The sequence below is a fragment of the Rahnella sp. CFA14(1/10) genome (assembly GCF_004195095.1).
Classification (GTDB): Bacteria; Pseudomonadota; Gammaproteobacteria; order Enterobacterales; family Enterobacteriaceae; genus Rahnella; species Rahnella perminowiae.
In genome coordinates this window covers 215984-231563 of the sequence record NZ_SEWS01000010.1, presented here as the reverse complement: position 1 = coordinate 231563, position 15580 = coordinate 215984, and the positions used below count along the sequence as shown (strand labels likewise).

General features: G+C 52.3%; 14 protein-coding genes. 2 read left to right on the top strand and 12 right to left on the bottom strand.

Features of this window, described 5'->3' with window-relative positions; translation table 11 throughout:
• Positions 1 to 5: 5 nt before the first annotated feature.
• Together EVX52_RS20300 and EVX52_RS20295 are read left to right on the top strand one after the other, a co-directional pair.
• Entirely contained in the window at positions 6 to 737 is a 732-nt protein-coding gene (locus tag EVX52_RS20300; protein ID WP_129954670.1) for a proteasome-type protease, read from the top strand.
• A gap of 99 nt (positions 738 to 836) precedes the next feature.
• Positions 837 to 1868: a LacI family DNA-binding transcriptional regulator gene (locus EVX52_RS20295; RefSeq protein WP_129992002.1), complete on the top strand. Its 1032-nt coding sequence runs from the start codon at positions 837 to 839 to the stop codon at positions 1866 to 1868.
• Between the two features lie 44 nt (positions 1869 to 1912).
• Here the strand turns inward: EVX52_RS20295 and EVX52_RS20290 are convergent, their stop codons facing one another.
• The 12 genes from EVX52_RS20290 to EVX52_RS20235 form a co-directional block, all read right to left on the bottom strand.
• Complete coding sequence (locus EVX52_RS20290; RefSeq protein ID WP_129992001.1) at positions 1913 to 2923, bottom strand: OmpG family monomeric porin; 1011 nt, start codon at positions 2921 to 2923, stop codon at positions 1913 to 1915.
• Positions 2924 to 3020: 97 nt separating this feature from the next.
• Positions 3021 to 4109: an ABC transporter ATP-binding protein gene (locus EVX52_RS20285; protein WP_129992000.1), complete on the bottom strand. Its 1089-nt coding sequence runs from the start codon at positions 4107 to 4109 to the stop codon at positions 3021 to 3023.
• Between the two features lie 9 nt (positions 4110 to 4118).
• The gene (gene pgmB, locus EVX52_RS20280; RefSeq protein ID WP_129992015.1) at positions 4119 to 4805 is read right to left on the bottom strand and encodes a beta-phosphoglucomutase; all 687 of its coding nucleotides are present in this window, start codon (positions 4803 to 4805) and stop codon (positions 4119 to 4121) included.
• The gene (locus EVX52_RS20275) at positions 4795 to 7041 is read right to left on the bottom strand and encodes a glycoside hydrolase family 65 protein (protein ID WP_129991999.1); all 2247 of its coding nucleotides are present in this window, start codon (positions 7039 to 7041) and stop codon (positions 4795 to 4797) included. Before EVX52_RS20275 ends, pgmB begins: the two co-directional genes overlap by 11 nt.
• On the bottom strand, positions 7038 to 8096 hold the full coding sequence (locus EVX52_RS20270; protein ID WP_129991998.1) for a Gfo/Idh/MocA family protein: 1059 nt from the start codon (positions 8094 to 8096) through the stop codon (positions 7038 to 7040). The genes EVX52_RS20275 and EVX52_RS20270 overlap by 4 nt, the downstream gene beginning before the upstream one ends.
• Positions 8097 to 8111: 15 nt before the next feature.
• Positions 8112 to 8903 carry a sugar phosphate isomerase/epimerase gene (locus tag EVX52_RS20265; RefSeq protein ID WP_129991997.1) on the bottom strand — a complete coding sequence of 264 codons (792 nt, stop codon included), beginning with the start codon at positions 8901 to 8903 and terminating at the stop codon, positions 8112 to 8114.
• Positions 8904 to 8915: 12 nt separating this feature from the next.
• Positions 8916 to 9968 (bottom strand): zinc-binding alcohol dehydrogenase, encoded by a 1053-nt coding sequence (locus tag EVX52_RS20260; RefSeq protein ID WP_129954677.1) that lies wholly within the window; start codon positions 9966 to 9968, stop codon positions 8916 to 8918.
• A gap of 43 nt (positions 9969 to 10011) precedes the next feature.
• Positions 10012 to 10857 (bottom strand): carbohydrate ABC transporter permease, encoded by an 846-nt coding sequence (locus EVX52_RS20255; protein WP_129954678.1) that lies wholly within the window; start codon positions 10855 to 10857, stop codon positions 10012 to 10014.
• Positions 10844 to 11725, bottom strand: coding sequence for a carbohydrate ABC transporter permease (locus tag EVX52_RS20250; RefSeq protein ID WP_129954679.1), 882 nt, complete (start codon positions 11723 to 11725; stop codon positions 10844 to 10846). Before EVX52_RS20250 ends, EVX52_RS20255 begins: the two co-directional genes overlap by 14 nt.
• 30 nt (positions 11726 to 11755) lie before the next feature.
• Positions 11756 to 13048, bottom strand: a complete 1293-nt coding sequence (locus tag EVX52_RS20245; protein WP_205952698.1) for an ABC transporter substrate-binding protein — start codon at positions 13046 to 13048, stop codon at positions 11756 to 11758.
• 105 nt (positions 13049 to 13153) lie between these two features.
• Complete coding sequence (locus EVX52_RS20240) at positions 13154 to 14833, bottom strand: alpha-amylase family glycosyl hydrolase (RefSeq protein WP_129991995.1); 1680 nt, start codon at positions 14831 to 14833, stop codon at positions 13154 to 13156.
• Between the two features lie 182 nt (positions 14834 to 15015).
• The gene (locus EVX52_RS20235) at positions 15016 to 15570 is read right to left on the bottom strand and encodes a YgjV family protein (protein WP_129954682.1); all 555 of its coding nucleotides are present in this window, start codon (positions 15568 to 15570) and stop codon (positions 15016 to 15018) included.
• Positions 15571 to 15580: the final 10 nt, after the last annotated feature.

Below are 15580 nucleotides of genomic sequence, written 5' to 3'. Positions count from 1 at the left end.
TTTTTATGACTTACTGTGTGGCCATGCGCTTGTCCTCTGGCCTGGTGTTTGTTTCAGATTCACGCACCAATGCCGGAGTGGACCATATTTCCACCTTCCGTAAGCTGCATGTTTTTCATCAAAGCGATGAACGCGTGCTGGTGATTCAGAGCGCCGGAAATCTGGCGACCACACAGAGTATTATCAGTCTGCTGCATCGCCGCTGTGTAGATGATGAGCGGGAAAATCTGCTGAACGTGAAATCGCTCTACGATGCCGCCAGCCTGCTGGGTGAAACGGTGCGTGAAGTGATTGCGCGTGACAGCGGCGCAAACCAGGGCGGCAACACGGATTTCAGCTGCAACCTGTTGCTCGGTGGCCAGATTAAGGGGGAGGGCCAGCGGCTGTTCCACATTTATCCGCAGGGGAATTTCATCGAAGCCACGCACGACACGCCGTATTTCCAGATTGGTGAAAGTAAGTACGGCAAACCGATTATCGATCGCGTACTGAGTTACGACACCGCGCTGGATCAGGCCATGCAATGTGCGCTGATTTCGATGGATTCCACATTACGCAGCAATCTTTCCGTCGGCCTGCCACTGGATGTGATGACCTATCCGACAGACAGTTTCAACGCCGCGCAACAGCACCGGATCACCGAAACACATCCGTATTTCGACATGATCCGCAAAGGCTGGGGCGAAGGCCTGCTGAGTATTTTTGCGCAGTTGCCGCCGCTGAAATTAGACGAGTAACAAACCGCCACATCGGGTCTGGGGAAAATGGACAACCTCAGACCTGCCCCGTATTATCCCTATCCCGTCCTTAATACGGATATTTGAGGTGCATATATTGTGGCAGTCACTATTTATGATATTGCCCGTCTGGCAAAAGTGTCCAAGTCTACCGTTTCCAGAGTTATCACCAACCAGACCAATATTTCGCCAGATGCCCGGGAGCGCGTGCTGGATGCCATCCGCACACTGAATTATCAGCCAAGTAAACTTGCGCGGGCGCTGACGTCCAAAGGTTTTGATGCGATTCTGGTGATTTCCACCCGTTCGACCAAAACCACCGCCGGTAACCCTTTCTTCTCCGAAATATTGCAATCCATTGCCCTGAGAGCTGAAGAAGAGGGTTTTGATGTTATTTTGCAAACATCCAAAAATAGCGAAGAAGATTTGCAAAAGTGTGTCGCGAAAATAACTGAAAAAATGGTGAAAGGCGTGATAATGCTCAGTTCGCCTGCCGATGAATATATCCTGGAGCAACTGGATAATTGTCAGGTGCCGGTGATGGTGATTGGCAATATTGAAGGAACGTATCAGCACGTTTTCTCCGTCGATACCGATAATTTTCAGGACAGCTACCGGCTGACAGAACATCTTATTTCGCTCGGTCACCAGGATATTGCCTGCCTGCACGCGCCGCTGGATTACCACGTATCCATTGATCGTCTTGCGGGATATAAGCGCGCCATGCAGGATGCCGGTCTGCCCGTGCAACCCGACCTGATGATTGACGGCGGTTATACCACAGAAAGTGCCTATCTGGCGGCGACAACATTATTGCAATGTGCCCGTCCGCCGACAGCCGTTTTCGCCACCGATGCCGTGAAAGTCATGAGCATTTACCGTGCGACCCATGAACAGAAAAAGATCATCCCCGACGAAATTTCCATCACCGGTTACAGCAGTGACAATATTTCCCCCCTCCTTTCTCCGGGGCTTACTGGCATTGAAATTCCTATCCGCGAGTTAGGCTGTCAGGGTTGCGGTTTATTATTCGATAAAATTTTTGACCGCCCCGGCACTCACTCCCGCACGCTGGTGCCGACCCAATTGGTGGTGAATCATTCCGCCATACCGCTCGCGGCCAGAAAATAAAAACCCCAACCGGAAAAACGGCTTCCGGTTGGGGATGAGAGGCATCAGAAAGAATAGGTCACACCGACACCGGTATAATGGAATTTGGTCTTCGCATTGGCGCTGGCATCGGTATTATCGTGCAGCTGCAATTCGTAGGCATATTCCAGTGAGATGGCAAAACCGTTAGGTAAAGGCTGATTGATTAACAGCCCGAATCGCGTATCAGTTTCGCCCTCACGCTCTGCGCGGTCATCATTGTAATAATAGGTATCCAGCGTCCGGCGGGCATAAGGTGTAAGCACGGTTTTCCCGCCGGAGAACAGATCGACACTCACCGGCAAATAGATACGCGCCTCCTGTTTGGCGAATTCGCCACGCTGGCTGTCACCGGTATTCCATCCGCGATCTAAATAATAACTGACCTGCATTGCGATATCGTCGGTGAAGCTGTATTTCAAACCCGTCTCACCTTCAAGCTCTTTATTCAGATAGCCGTTATCATCCATACTATTATAATAATTATACAACGCCATCCAGCCGTTATATTTCAACGCAGGACTGAGTGAAACCGACCAGTCTGGCTGAATGGTATAACGCTGGGTATTATAAGAACTGCCCTCTTTCTTCTTATCTTCATTATATTGCCACTGGTAGTTCCTGAAACCGAGCATCAGCCCCAGTGCATAATCTGCATTATCGGCAAACTGATAATGCGCATCGAATTCAACCTGATTAAACCAGTCGCTGCGTGTGTTTTGGGAATAATCAACATTATGATCTTCCTGATAAAACGCGCCGTATAAGTTCCACTTCCCTTTGCTGAAGTTAACAAATACCGTGGGTTCATAAGCGCCGTCTTTATCGCCCTGACCTTCTGTGTTCTCAGTTTCCTGCATGGCACCGATCTGCACCTGCCAGGGTTCGGCAGGTAACGCTGCGTTGCCGATCGGTACCGGTGTCAGCATTTCCGGTGAGTTATGATCTTCATTTTTATTCACGCTTTCGCTCTCAGCGGAAAAAGCCGACGAGCAGACTGCGCCGCATAATAATGCGGCAGCCACTTTTATTTTCATTATAATAATTCCTTTTACAGTAGGGACGGATGGATATTAAAAACAGCTAACCTCTTTTAAAATTCGTATTATTTATACATGTTAGTGAAATGGATTATTAATCTGCGGCAATCACTTGCTCTGTGTCACCATCAAAGAAATGACATTTATTTATATCAAAGCGCAGGGGTAATAATTGCCCGGCCTGATAATCGGTATTCGCGTTTGAACGGCAAACAAACTCATGACCGCCAACCGAGCAATACAACATAAATTCTGCACCGGTCAGTTCAGCCACTGTAATTCGCGCATCAAAATGTGCACTCTGCTGCTCCGCACCGGCAATATCCTCAGGTCGGATACCGAGTACCAGCGGTTTACGCTGATAACCCTGCGTATTCAGTATCGCCAGTTTGTCTTCAGACACCGGAATACGCAGGCTTTCCGTCACGAAAAAGTCACCATCCAGCGCGCCGCGGATAAAGTTCATCGCCGGAGAACCAATAAAACCGGCCACAAACATATTTTGCGGATGGTTATAGACCGTCTTAGGCGCGCCAACCTGCTGGATAACGCCGTCTTTCATGACCACAATCCGCGTTGCCATGGTCATGGCTTCGGTCTGATCATGAGTGACATAAATCATTGTCGTATTGAGTTTATGATGCAACTTGCTGATTTCAGCACGCATCTGTACCCGCAGCTTGGCATCAAGATTCGACAGCGGTTCGTCCATTAAAAAGACTTTGGCATCCCGCACAATGGCACGCCCGAGCGCAACCCGCTGACGCTGGCCGCCGGATAATGCCCCCGGACGTCGCGCCAGGTACTCATTCAGCCCGAGGATCTGCGCCGCATATTTCACCCGCTGGCTGATTTCCTCCGGCGCAATTTTTCTCAGCTTCAGGCCAAACGCCATGTTGTCGTACACCGACATATGCGGATACAGCGCATAGTTCTGAAATACCATGGCGATCTCGCGATCTTTCGGCGCGACGTCGTTCATCCGCACGCCGTCGATCAGCAGATCGCCGGAAGATATTTCCTCCAGCCCCGCGATCATGCGCAGGGTCGTGGATTTTCCGCAGCCGGAGGGGCCGACAAACACGATAAATTCTTTATCCGCGATCTCCAGATTAAAATCCTTCACCACGTGAACCTGCTTGTCGTAAATTTTCTGAATGTGTTGCAGTGTAATCTGAGCCATAATTTTCCCTTAAATGTCAGCGTGATGACGCAACCATTGCTGCCGGATAACCGCCCAAGACAGCCCCTCAGTAGAAGCCAGACGGTAATTTGCCCCTTCCAGCGTCGCACCAATGCCTATGGCGAAAATACCGCCGGCACGCAGGGCATCAATGCCCGCCTGCGCATCCTCAATCCCAACGGCATGTTGCGGCGAGATATTCAGCGCCTCGCAAACGTTGAGAAAAATTTCCGGATGGGGTTTGGAATGCTTGATACGGCGGGTGTCCGCGACATAATTGAAAGCCTGCTCCAGTCCCAGCGCCCTCAGCACCCGCGGGGCATTTTGTGAAACGGAAGCCAGACCGGTAAGCACACCCTGCTCGTGCAGCGTATGCAGCAATTCCCCCATCCCCGGCAAAATATCCGTCGTGGTCAGTCCGGCAAGTAAGCCGACATAATCAGCATTTTTCTCAGCAGCCATTGCGTCACATTCGGCCTGCGTAAAACTCCCGGTTTTTCCGCCCGAGGCGAGGATCCTCAGCAGTGATCCCTGACGACTGACGCCTTTGAGCTGCTCATTAAACCCAGTATCAATGTGGATCCCGATGCGCTGCGCCAGCCGTTGCCAGGCCATAAAGTGCAGATGGGCGGTATCCACCACCACACCGTCGAGGTCAAAAATGACGGCACGCGGCAGCAGGGGTTTAGTTTTCATCATGAGATCCTTCCAGAACGAGGCTTTCCGTAAACATATGAGAGATGCCGTTGATCCAGACCTTCAGCGGCCGGGCATCCGTTTTGCTGAGAATAAATTGCTGTGGTTCGAGGGTGACCATCAGGCGCGTTCCGCGCCAGTTCAGGGGGAACTGCAACCGCGTCCAGCCCTGCGGCAGTGAGGGCCAAAAATGCAGCTCACCTGACTGATAATCCAGCCCCGCAAACCCCATCAGTGCCCCTGTCCAGATAGCCGCAGCGGCTGCCGCATGAATGCCGTCATCCGAAGAATGAGGTTCCTCGCCCAGATCGATGCGGCACGCCTCGCGGTAAAACTGCAATGCCTGCGCTGTTTGCCCGGTCCGGGCGGCAACAATCGCATGCACCGATTTGCTCAGCGAAGAATCATGAATCGTACGCGGTTCATAAAAACGGAGATTGGCAGCCTGGCATTGTGGCGTGAACTGCGCGGGCAGCAGTTGCATGAGCATGACCACATCGGCCTGTTTGAGGATCTGCATCTCGTTGATTTCTGCACGGGAATAGTCCAGCAAAATGGCCTGTGTACCCTGCCGGGATTTATAGGGAGTCAGGTCGCACTGAGGTTTGCTGAGAAAGGAATCATCCTGCGCGATCACGCCCTGCGCATCGGGCTGCGGCAGGTACAGGTGCGTCAGGAAATCTTCCGCCTGTGTGAAAAATGCAGCATCCTGGTGATTAAATGCCTGCAAATACCGGCAGGCTTCCTGGACGTTGTACTGCGCCATATAATTGGTAAACGCATTATTATCAATATGTTCGGTATATTCATCCGGCCCGATGACATTGAGAATTACCCACCGGTCCCCACGCCGTTCAGTGCGGCTCATCCAGAACAGGGCTGTCTCTTTCAGCAACGCCAGCCCCATTTGTTGCATAAATTCAGCGTCGCGCGTGGCCTGAAAATAGCCCACCGTGGCATAGGCGATATCCGCCACCAGATGATGCTCAGCTAACGCTGATGCCACCCGTTGCCGCTGACCGGTACGGATATTGATCGCCGCGAATTCCGGCGTTTCCTCTTTCCCGCTGAACGCACTTTCCCACGGGAACAGCGCCCCCTGATAGCCGTTACATCTGGCTTTCTCCTGCGCCTGCACCAGATTCCGATAGCGGTATTCCAGCAGTTTTCGCGCCTGTCCGGGCGCATTCAGCAGCGCAAAAGGCAGGATAAATATTTCGGTATCCCAGAATACATGCCCTTTATAGCCTTCGCCGGTCAGTCCTTTCGCCGCCACACTGGCACGCGCATCATGCGCCGGGATCATCAGCTTCAGGTGATAAAGCGCAAAATCCAGTGCACGCTGATCCTGTGGATGATCTGACGCCACGCAGACCCGCGATGCCTGCCAGTAATGCTGCCAGTGACGGGTATTTTCCATCAGCAGTTGTCCGTAACCTTGCTGTGCATGCACCGTTAAGGCTTCCAGGCAGCGTGCAGCGAAGGTGTTTTCAGGCAGGAAGTCCGCATCGAGCGATGTGGCAATCCAGCTGAATTTCTCCAGCGTGACCGCTTCACCGGCAGATAACGGCAGGCCGATATGTTGTAATAACTGACGGTTTTTCGCCGAAAAACTGCTGCTGGCGCGGGCGGGAAACAGGCACTGGCTGGTGATGACCGCCTGCTGCTGGCCGTCTGTGGTCTCATACCAACCCTGTAAAACGTTTTGATCGAAAACCCGCACCGAGCGCTCGTTCAGATGCTGCCTGCCGCTGTTGGTCTGCGTGGCATCCATGCCGGTACTGACGCACAGATGCGCGTCAGTATCCAGTGCGGTGACCGTTAAACGGCTCGCCACCAGCATCAGCGGAGAAAGCGCCACAAAACGACGGGTTTCGATTTTGAACCGCTGCCCGGCGGGCGACTGCCACACCAGTTCGCGGTAAAGCTCGCCGTTCATGGTGCGCAGTTCGCGCTGACAGGCAATCAGGGTGCCGGAAAGCAACGATAAACTTTCGCCGTTCAGCTCAATACGCATGCCGGTAATATCCGGCAGATTGACCAGTTCGGTGACTTCCGTCGCATTCGCGCGGTGATAAAAACCCGCGACAAACATGCCCCGCTGCTGGTCGGTATAGGCTTCCTCGTGACAGCCACGGATGCCAATCCGGCCATTGCCACAGGCATGCAGGCTCGCGTACTTATTCAGGCGATGGGGTGAAAACGGTGCTTCGGGCAGGATCTGAGGCTGGATCATAAATACACACTCTCTCCCGACTCTGCCGACGCATAGATTGCCGCCACCAGTTGCTGGACCCGGTATCCCTGTTCAGCATTTGCAACATCTGCCCTGTCTCCGCGCACTGCCCCGACAAATGCCTGAACGCTGCGTGCATGGCGTTGATCGTCAGCAACGTCCCGGTGGAATAACCTCACCAGTTCGCCCTTTTCATCGGTATATACCTGTACAGGAAACAGCGTGGCACCGGCTTTATCACCGCAAAACTCAACGTTCATGACCGACTGTGGCTGTATGTTCAGCGCAAACGAAGTTTCCAGACGCAGCAACCCGCCGTTGCAAAACTCAATAGCGGCAAATACCGAATCTTCCACGCTGTATTTCTGCGGATCCCAGCGTCCGAACTGCCCTTCACTTTTACGGTTGCCGATTTTCTGAAACATCTGTGCGGTCACCTTGCGTACCGCCGGAAAACCGAGCACGTAGAGGGCGGCATCCAGCATATGAATGCCGATGTCGATCAGCGGTCCGCCGCCGGACTGCGTTTTATCCGTAAAATTTCCCCAGCCGGGCACACCGCAGCGGCGTAGTGCCCGTGCGGTGGTGACATAGACCTCACCCAGTTCACCGGCTGTGACTTTTGCGCGTAAAATGCGTGCATCTTCGGCGAAACGGTGGTGAAAATCATAGGCCAGTAACCGTCCGGCCTGTTCTGCTGCCTGCCACATTTCCAGCGCCTGTGCGGCGCTCATAGCCGGTGGTTTTTCACAGAACACATGACAGCCGTGCCGCAATGCCGTGATCACCTGCTGATGATGGAAAAGGTTGGGCGTACAAATGCTGACGATATCGGGATGTTCAGTTTCCAGCATTTCTTCCAGCGAGGTACAGGCGCGGGCGATACCGTTACGCTCTGCAAATGCCTGCGCGCGCGCCCTATCGCAGTCCACGACAGCCACCAGCTCAAGCCCCGGAAGCTGGCGGTAACAGGCCGCATGGACCTTTTCCGCCACCTGACCGGCACCGACCAGCGCCACTTTCAGCGTTCCTGCCGTACTCGTTATAAATTCCATTTTGCGGCCTGTCCGTCAGAGTAAATTGCGAAGATAGGTCAGGGAATCCTGATAAGCCTGTGCCGGATTTTCTGCCCGCACACGGCATTCGTAGACGATATAGCCGTCGTAACCATCTTCTTTCAGTTGCTGAAATGCGCGACCAAAATCAATACTGCCGCTGCCAGGCTGGTAACGGTGATTGTCAGCAATGTGGACGTGGCCGAGCAGATCACGTTGCTGATGGAATGCAGCGCTGAGGCAGTCCTCCTCAATGTTCATATGGTAAAAGTCGCCGATGATTTTGACGTGCTCAAGCGCGCCTTCTTCGATATAACGGCGTGCCTCTGCCAGCGTGTTTATCATGTGATCCTGATAGCGGTTCAGCGGCTCCAGATACACCGTTGTGCCGGTGCGTCTGGCCACATTTTCCAGCTCCCGCAGGGATGCGCTGACCGCCAGACGGTCGCCCGCCTGACTGCGCGGCGAGGTCATCGGCGGCAGGCGATAGGTAAACATGCCCCAGGCGGCAGGCACGATGATCCCTTTACCGCCGGCCTGCGAAAGCGCTTCCAGAATCGCCGTGATTTGCTGCACCCCGTTCAGACGACGCTCTTCAATGAAATCGCCGATCCAACCCTCATAGCCGCCGCAGGCAGTGATCACCGGCAGGCCGGTTTCGGCAATGGCGGCTTTCACGTCGTCAAGATGGTTCACCAGCAATTTGCCGTCGATCTCAAAGCCGTCGAAACCCATTGCCTTGATAAATTTGAATTTCTCCAGAATGTTTTCCGGGAAGAACGCCTGATTTTGTGTACCGATTTTCATGTCTAAGTCCTTTTAGAAAGTGATGCCGAGTTTGATGCTCTGATCAGGATGTTGATCGACGTATTTCATGTAGCTTTCCGCGCTGTTGCTGAACGTGACCACCGGGTCGATCAGATCATCGCAGTTCAGGTAGCCGTTCATCAGCAGTTCCCAGCAGGCGTCTTCGATGCGTTTACGGCTCCAGCGGGGATAGTCAGGATTAGGTTCGCTGCATGCGCGGGAAAAGATGATTTTGGCGTTGTTGAAGTGGGCTTCCCGCCCGAGGTTAAAGCCTTCGGCGAAAGGTTTGGCAAAGGCGACATAAGAAATAGTGCCGCCGTAAGCGATGCCGCGCAGCGCCGCCTGCAACGCCTGGGCGTTGCCGCTGGTTTCGATAATGACGTCAGCACCCAGCTTGCCGGTGAGCTTTTTAATCTCCAGTCCGATGTCAGTGCCGATCGGATTAAACACCGCATCCGCGCCGTTTTTCAGCGCAATCTCCCCGCGTTTTTCCAGCGGATCGACGCCAATCACGATGCTCGCACCGGCCTTTTTCGCCAGTTGCACGGCGATTTGCCCGATGGCACCCAACCCGACAATCACCACGAAATCCCCCACGCGGACATTGCCGTCGCGCACACCGCTCATGGCAAACTGTGCCGGGTCATAACAGACAGCGTTTTTCCATGAGGCACCGGCGGGCATTTTGCGTAATTTGTAATTGTTCACGGCGTTGACGATCACCGTTTCGCTCAGCGGTCCGTAGGTACAGACATCATCACCCAACGCGTAATCCGTCACCTCGTCGCCCCTTTCGCAGACGGTGCCCACCACCATGTTGCCGAGCTGGAATTCGCCGAACACAATACCCCGCGGCGCATCTGCCGGACGCGGCACAAACATGCCCCATTCAGCAGAAAATTCTTCGTCGATAAACGGGCTGACGCCGCGAAAATCTACCACTTCGGTGCCGTGTTTCGGTGCGCCAAATTTCACGCGAATTTTGACTTCATGCGCCGCGACCGGGCGGTCCGCATAATCCATCAGTTCAGCCACGCGCGGCTGGGTTGCGACCAGTTTTTTCATCGGATATTCCTTCATCTTTCATCAGTCAATTTAAGGGGTTACGTCAGCCTTTTACGCCGCCGTCGGTAAGATTGCCTTTGATAAAGCGCTCAGACAGTGCATACATCAGCACCACCGGCAGCGCGGTCACCAGCGAAGCGGCCATCATTCTTCCCCAGACATAATCCGGTGTACTGAACAGCGTGTTCAGTCCAACAGGCAGGGTGAAATTGGCGGAACTGGAGAGGAAAATCGAGGCAAAGAGATAGTCATTCCACGCCACCATAAAGCAGTACACAAATACCGAAATGATGCCCGAGATCGCCAGCGGCACGGTGATGTAGAAAATGATTTGCAGCCGGTTGAGGCCGTCCATCATTGCCGCTTCTTCAATATCGTGAGGAATGGTGTCGAAGTAACTTTTCAGCATAAACACCGCAGTCGGTAACGTCTGGACCACCATGGTGATCACCAGTGCAGTCGTGGTGTCGTAGAGTCCCAGTGCCGATATGATTTTAAACAGCGGTACCACCAGCAAAATGCCGGAAAACATGTAGACGGTATAAAAGCTGGCATTGATGGTGACGCGCCCTTTAAAACGCAGTCGCGACAACGCATAAGCGCCAAGAATGCCGAAAAACACGGCGATCACAGAGGCCAGCACCGACACGGTCAGGCTGTTTTTAAAATAACTGAGGAACGGGAAAATCTGCGGGTTGAAAATATCCACGTAATGGTGGAAATCCCACGCCTGCGGGAACAGCGTCGGATGACGGGAAATCGCCTCTTTGCTGCTTTTGAACGAGGTCATCAGCATGATGAAAAACGGAAATAACATCACACCCAGAAAAATCAGCAGGCTGACATAAAAGCCCGCTTTGCGCAGGATCTTGCGGTTAGTTGCTGCCATTGATATTCACCCGTTTTCTGGCAAGAAGAATCACGATAAAGATCAGGGCAAACAGCACCATGGATATGGCAGCGGCTTTGCCTAAATCATTAAAAGCAAAGGCGGTTTTATAGAGATACACACCCAGAATATTGACCTTGTTGGTCAGCAGATAGACGTCAGCAAACATGTAGAACATCCAGATCGCGCGCAGCGTGACCACCGTTGCCAGTACCGGCATGATGGCGGGCAGCGTGACGATGCGGAATTTCTGCCAGGCATTGGCACCGTCCATACCTGCGGCTTCGTACAAGGATTTATCGACGGTCTGCAAAATCGCCAGAAATGAGATAAAGGCATAGGGGAAGTAGCGCCAGATGGCGAACAACACCACCAGAATAAAACTACTGACCGGGTTGTCGAACCACAGCGGGGCATCTCTGAACAGGTGCAACATGTCAGCCCCGATCACATTCACAATGCCGTAGCCATTGTTGAACATGTATTTCCAGGCGAATACCAGCGAAATGGAAGGCGTGACGTAGGACAATATCACCAGCGAACGCGCCGTTTTGCGAAAGCGGAACTGACGGTTAAAAAACAGCGCGACGCCCAGCCCCAGCCCGGTGCTGCCCGCGACGACCAGCGCGGTGTACCAGAATGTCACCCACAGCGAATGATAAAAGCCCGGGTCACTGAGAATGCTGAGGTAGTTATCCAGCCCGACAAACCGGTTATCGAGACGCGGATTCAGCGGGATTTGCAGAAAACTGATCTGAATATTCGACAGCATCGGATACGCCACCAGCAGCCCCAGCAAAAGGATGCTGGGGGCGAGCAGGAGCAGCGCAAACCGACCGTCAGAATGGTTAAATTTACGTAATTTCATCATCTTCCCTGAGAGTTCAGGCTCCTGCGTTTAGCGTTTTTGCATCAGTGTTTCGATACGCTTTTGCCCTTCCGCCAGCGACTGCTGCGGATCCTTCTTCCCGACGGTCACGCTATTGAGCATTTCGCTGAGTACTGCGGAACCTGTGATATCGCCCATTGCCGCGAAGTTTTTCTCCCCAACGGAACCGAAGACCTGCACGTTAGCAAACTCGTTCACCAGCATTTGTGGCAGCGTGCCAAATGCCTTAATCACCGGGTTGTTTTGCCAGGTGGCGTTACCGGTCACGCCTTTGGTCACCGGTAACGCGGCACCCGGCGACATCAGCACCCACGCCGTGGCGTTATCCGGTTTTTCGAGGAAGCTCACCCACTGTTTGGCAGCTTCACGCTCAGGCGTATCCAGCCCGTTAGAAATGGTCAGTGAGGTGATGGTGCCGTAAACAGCTTTGGATTTTTCGGTCGGCACGGCAAAGCCGAGATCGTCAGCTTTACCTTCGCTGTACACCGCCGGAAGAATATAAGTGGAGTAAATTGCCATTGGCACCGTGCCGTTCATAAAGGCGTCTTTGATTTCCATGACATCATTGGAGCCGGGCATGGAGAAGGTGGCAAGCTGACGGTAATAGGCCAGCGCCTGTTGCATTTCCGGCGTATTCACCGTGATTTGCCCCTGTGCATCAAAGACGTTGGCATTATTGGAAAGCGCAAACTGCGAGAAAGCCTGTTCGGTCAGGACACTTTCAGCAGTCGGTAACGCGATGCCGTATTTTTTCCGGGCGGGCTGATTAAATGCCGTGGCAATGCGGGTGATATCCTGCCAGTTTTGCGGCGCGGAAAATCCGGCCTCGGACAGTTGTGATTTGTTGTACCAGATCCCCTGTATCCAGCCGTGGATAGGAACGCCGGTATAGTGCTGGCCCTCTTCCGTGCGCACGATGCGTAATACGCCGGGATAAAACTGGTCTGCACCGATGCCGTCGATCACCTGCCTGATGGCATCACGGTCAATCAGTTGTTCCTGATCCATCACTTTGGCGTAATCGTGACTGACTTCGATAACGGCCGGCAGTGCGCCGGTACGGGCCAGCGTAATCACTTTGGTGTTGTAGGCGTCTTCTTCTACCGGCACCGGTTTAATGGTGATCTGCGGATTTTCCTGTTCAAATTGCGCGATCAGCTGATTAATCACCACCTGACGTTCCTGCTCGACCGAAGAATGCATAAACTCAATGGTAACTTGTTGCTCTTTAACATCCTCACAGGCCGATAAACATAATACGGATAAGACTAACGGGGTTATAAGGATATATTTTCTTTTCATTGTTATATTCATGAACATCTCCTTTGCTAATTTATAGCCAGCCGGAATCACTGGCCTGTGAAATATCAAACCATTAGGCTATTAAGCATTTAAATAACGACTTCTTTAATGACACAACCAGATATATTGGTAAGCCTTTAATGTTATTTCTCCGTGGCATTCCAAAGAGAGATGGCCAGGTAAAACCTGATAACTCCCCGAAGGGAAATTTATCTGAACAGGTGTTGCGGAAAGGTTGAACAGGCAAACTATTTCTTCCTTACCCTGCCCCCGGGTAAAAGCAAACACACTTTCATGGCATTCAATGACACGCATCGGCGCACAAGGATGAAATGCCGTTTGTTCAGTCCGGCAGGCGATTAATTTTTTCAGTTCGCAAAATACCCGTGCACGTAATGAATCAGGTTTCGACAATATCTTTTCAATTTCCGTGACATCATATTTTTGCCGGTTAATTGCCCGGTTATGCCCCGCGATTTTTGTGCCCTGAATATCGTTACGTGAACCGAGAATACTTTGAATATACACCGCAGGAACACCGGGGAACGCCAGCAAAATGGCGTGCGCCAGCATGAAGCGCTGCAAACGGATATCATCACCGTCCGCCTGCCGGTTCAGCGCATCCATATAGGTGACGTTGATTTCATACGGACTGGTGCTGCCATCCGGATTATTTTTATACGACACCCGTGCGCCTTCCTGTTGCAGCGCCTCCACCAGCCTGAGGATTTCCGGTTCCGGCAGTAATCCCCGCAACGGATTGAGGCCAATGCCATCATGTGAAGCAAGAAAATTAAAGAAGGTAGTGGCGGGAGTACAGGCATCCAGACCGGCGGCCCAGCGTTTCAGCGTTTCGCCATTTTCACAGTGTATGGCATGCAGAACCAGTGGTGGCAGCGGGAACTGATAGACCATCTGCGCTTCATCATACCCGTTACCGAAGTAACTGATGTTGTCCTGATGTGGCACGTTAGTTTCGGTAATAATCACGGTGCCGGGGGAAACATAATCCACCACAGCGCGGAATAACTTCACCAGTAAGTGCGTTTTGTGCAGATGAATACAGGAGGTGCCGGGTTCTTTCCACATGTAGCCGACCGCATCGAGACGCACATACTCAGCGCCTTCTGCGAGGTATTTCAGCAACACGTCCAGCATATCGCGCAACACGTCAGGATGCGCAAAATTCAGGTCGATCTGATCCGCGCTGAAGGTGGTCCAGACATGGCGGGTTTCGCCATTTTCACAACGGAACGCGGTTAACAGCGGCGACTGTCGGGGGCGGGTCACGCCAGATAAATCACTATCCCCGTTCAGGCTAATAAAATAGTTTTCGTATTTCGGATTACCCGCCAGAAATTGTCTAAACCATTCACTGCTGGCGGAAATATGATTGCACACATAATCAAACATCAGCCGTGAAGATAATCCAAGCTTGCGAACATCTTCCCAGTCCCCCGCCACCGGACTGACTTGCTGATAATCAATTACGGAGAAACCATCATCCGACGAATAAGGATAAAACGGCAGAAGATGCACAATATTAAAAACATCCGCCAGATGACGCTGATAAAAATAATCAAATACGGAGAGTGTTTTTTCTTGTTTGTTTGTGAACTGATCTGCATAGGTGATCAATACCACATCTTTTTCATCCCATCCCTGTTTGGCAGTATAGGCCATTTCATTTCTGGCAACTTCAATACGTGTAAACAGATCATCTAAAAATACCGGTGACAGTTTCCCGGCATATATGTCTTTCAGTAATCCCTTAATAGCTTCCATGATTCTTCCTTTTTCGTGGGACCGCTCCCACGAAAAAGGAAACTACTCCTGCGTCCGGAAGTTGTCAACGAGGCAAACAGGCCGGAAGAATCAATACAGGGAGAAAAAGAGAATTATTATTGCAATCTGTGAGCAGATTCAAAATAAAGAGGATAAACAAATAAAGGATAAAAAAGCAGGGATTATCCCTGCTTATCCATCTTCTCAACAATCTTCTTCTCGACCTCAAACGGGTCGATACCACGCAGTTGCAGGCGACGGAAACGGATGATGTTAAATCCGTTCATCAACAGAAAACTGCCTTCAATCAGTGAGCCACCAATCGAGCCAAGCCAGATGTTATGCGCTACCCAGCAACACGTAGAGCACCACATAATGCAGCGGGTTGTCAGTCCGCTGGTGCGGAACAGTGCCCAGGTACTGACCACGGTCGCGCCGACGGGCAAGAGTTCAACCCAGTGGTGGGCACGGCTTAGCCCGAGCACCAGCGTCAGAACGATGAAAATCACCATAATCCACTGATTACGGGTACGCAGGGAAATCAGTGTGCGCAGGGAATTGAGTAAGGCGCTCATGCCTGCAGGGGCAGCCCCCATCATCAGAAAATGCACGCCAATAATCGCGCTGTAGGCAGAAAGTTGTTGTTTAAAGCGGCGGTCGCTGCGGTTGAAAAACATTGTGATGCCAACCATAAAGGCCACAACACCCACTGACTGGGCAAACCAGTAATACGTCATTTGTCAGGCG

Bases quoted from the DNA above. Each gene is read 5' to 3' on its own strand.
- EVX52_RS20285 (WP_129992000.1), bottom strand. From the start codon at position 4,109: ATGGCTCAGATTACACTGCAACACATTCAGAAAATTTACGACAAGCAG.
- EVX52_RS20300 (WP_129954670.1), top strand. From the start codon at position 6: ATGACTTACTGTGTGGCCATGCGCTTGTCCTCTGGCCTGGTGTTTGTT.
- pgmB (WP_129992015.1), bottom strand. From the start codon at position 4,805: ATGAAAACTAAACCCCTGCTGCCGCGTGCCGTCATTTTTGACCTCGAC.
- EVX52_RS20290 (WP_129992001.1), bottom strand. From the start codon at position 2,923: ATGAAAATAAAAGTGGCTGCCGCATTATTATGCGGCGCAGTCTGCTCG.
- EVX52_RS20265 (WP_129991997.1), bottom strand. From the start codon at position 8,903: ATGAAAATCGGTACACAAAATCAGGCGTTCTTCCCGGAAAACATTCTG.
- EVX52_RS20270 (WP_129991998.1), bottom strand. From the start codon at position 8,096: ATGGAATTTATAACGAGTACGGCAGGAACGCTGAAAGTGGCGCTGGTC.
- EVX52_RS20255 (WP_129954678.1), bottom strand. From the start codon at position 10,857: ATGGCAGCAACTAACCGCAAGATCCTGCGCAAAGCGGGCTTTTATGTC.
- EVX52_RS20275 (WP_129991999.1), bottom strand. From the start codon at position 7,041: ATGATCCAGCCTCAGATCCTGCCCGAAGCACCGTTTTCACCCCATCGC.
- EVX52_RS20250 (WP_129954679.1), bottom strand. From the start codon at position 11,725: ATGAAATTACGTAAATTTAACCATTCTGACGGTCGGTTTGCGCTGCTC.
- EVX52_RS20240 (WP_129991995.1), bottom strand. From the start codon at position 14,833: ATGGAAGCTATTAAGGGATTACTGAAAGACATATATGCCGGGAAACTG.
- EVX52_RS20260 (WP_129954677.1), bottom strand. From the start codon at position 9,968: ATGAAAAAACTGGTCGCAACCCAGCCGCGCGTGGCTGAACTGATGGAT.
- EVX52_RS20235 (WP_129954682.1), bottom strand. From the start codon at position 15,570: ATGACGTATTACTGGTTTGCCCAGTCAGTGGGTGTTGTGGCCTTTATG.
- EVX52_RS20245 (WP_205952698.1), bottom strand. From the start codon at position 13,048: ATGAAAAGAAAATATATCCTTATAACCCCGTTAGTCTTATCCGTATTA.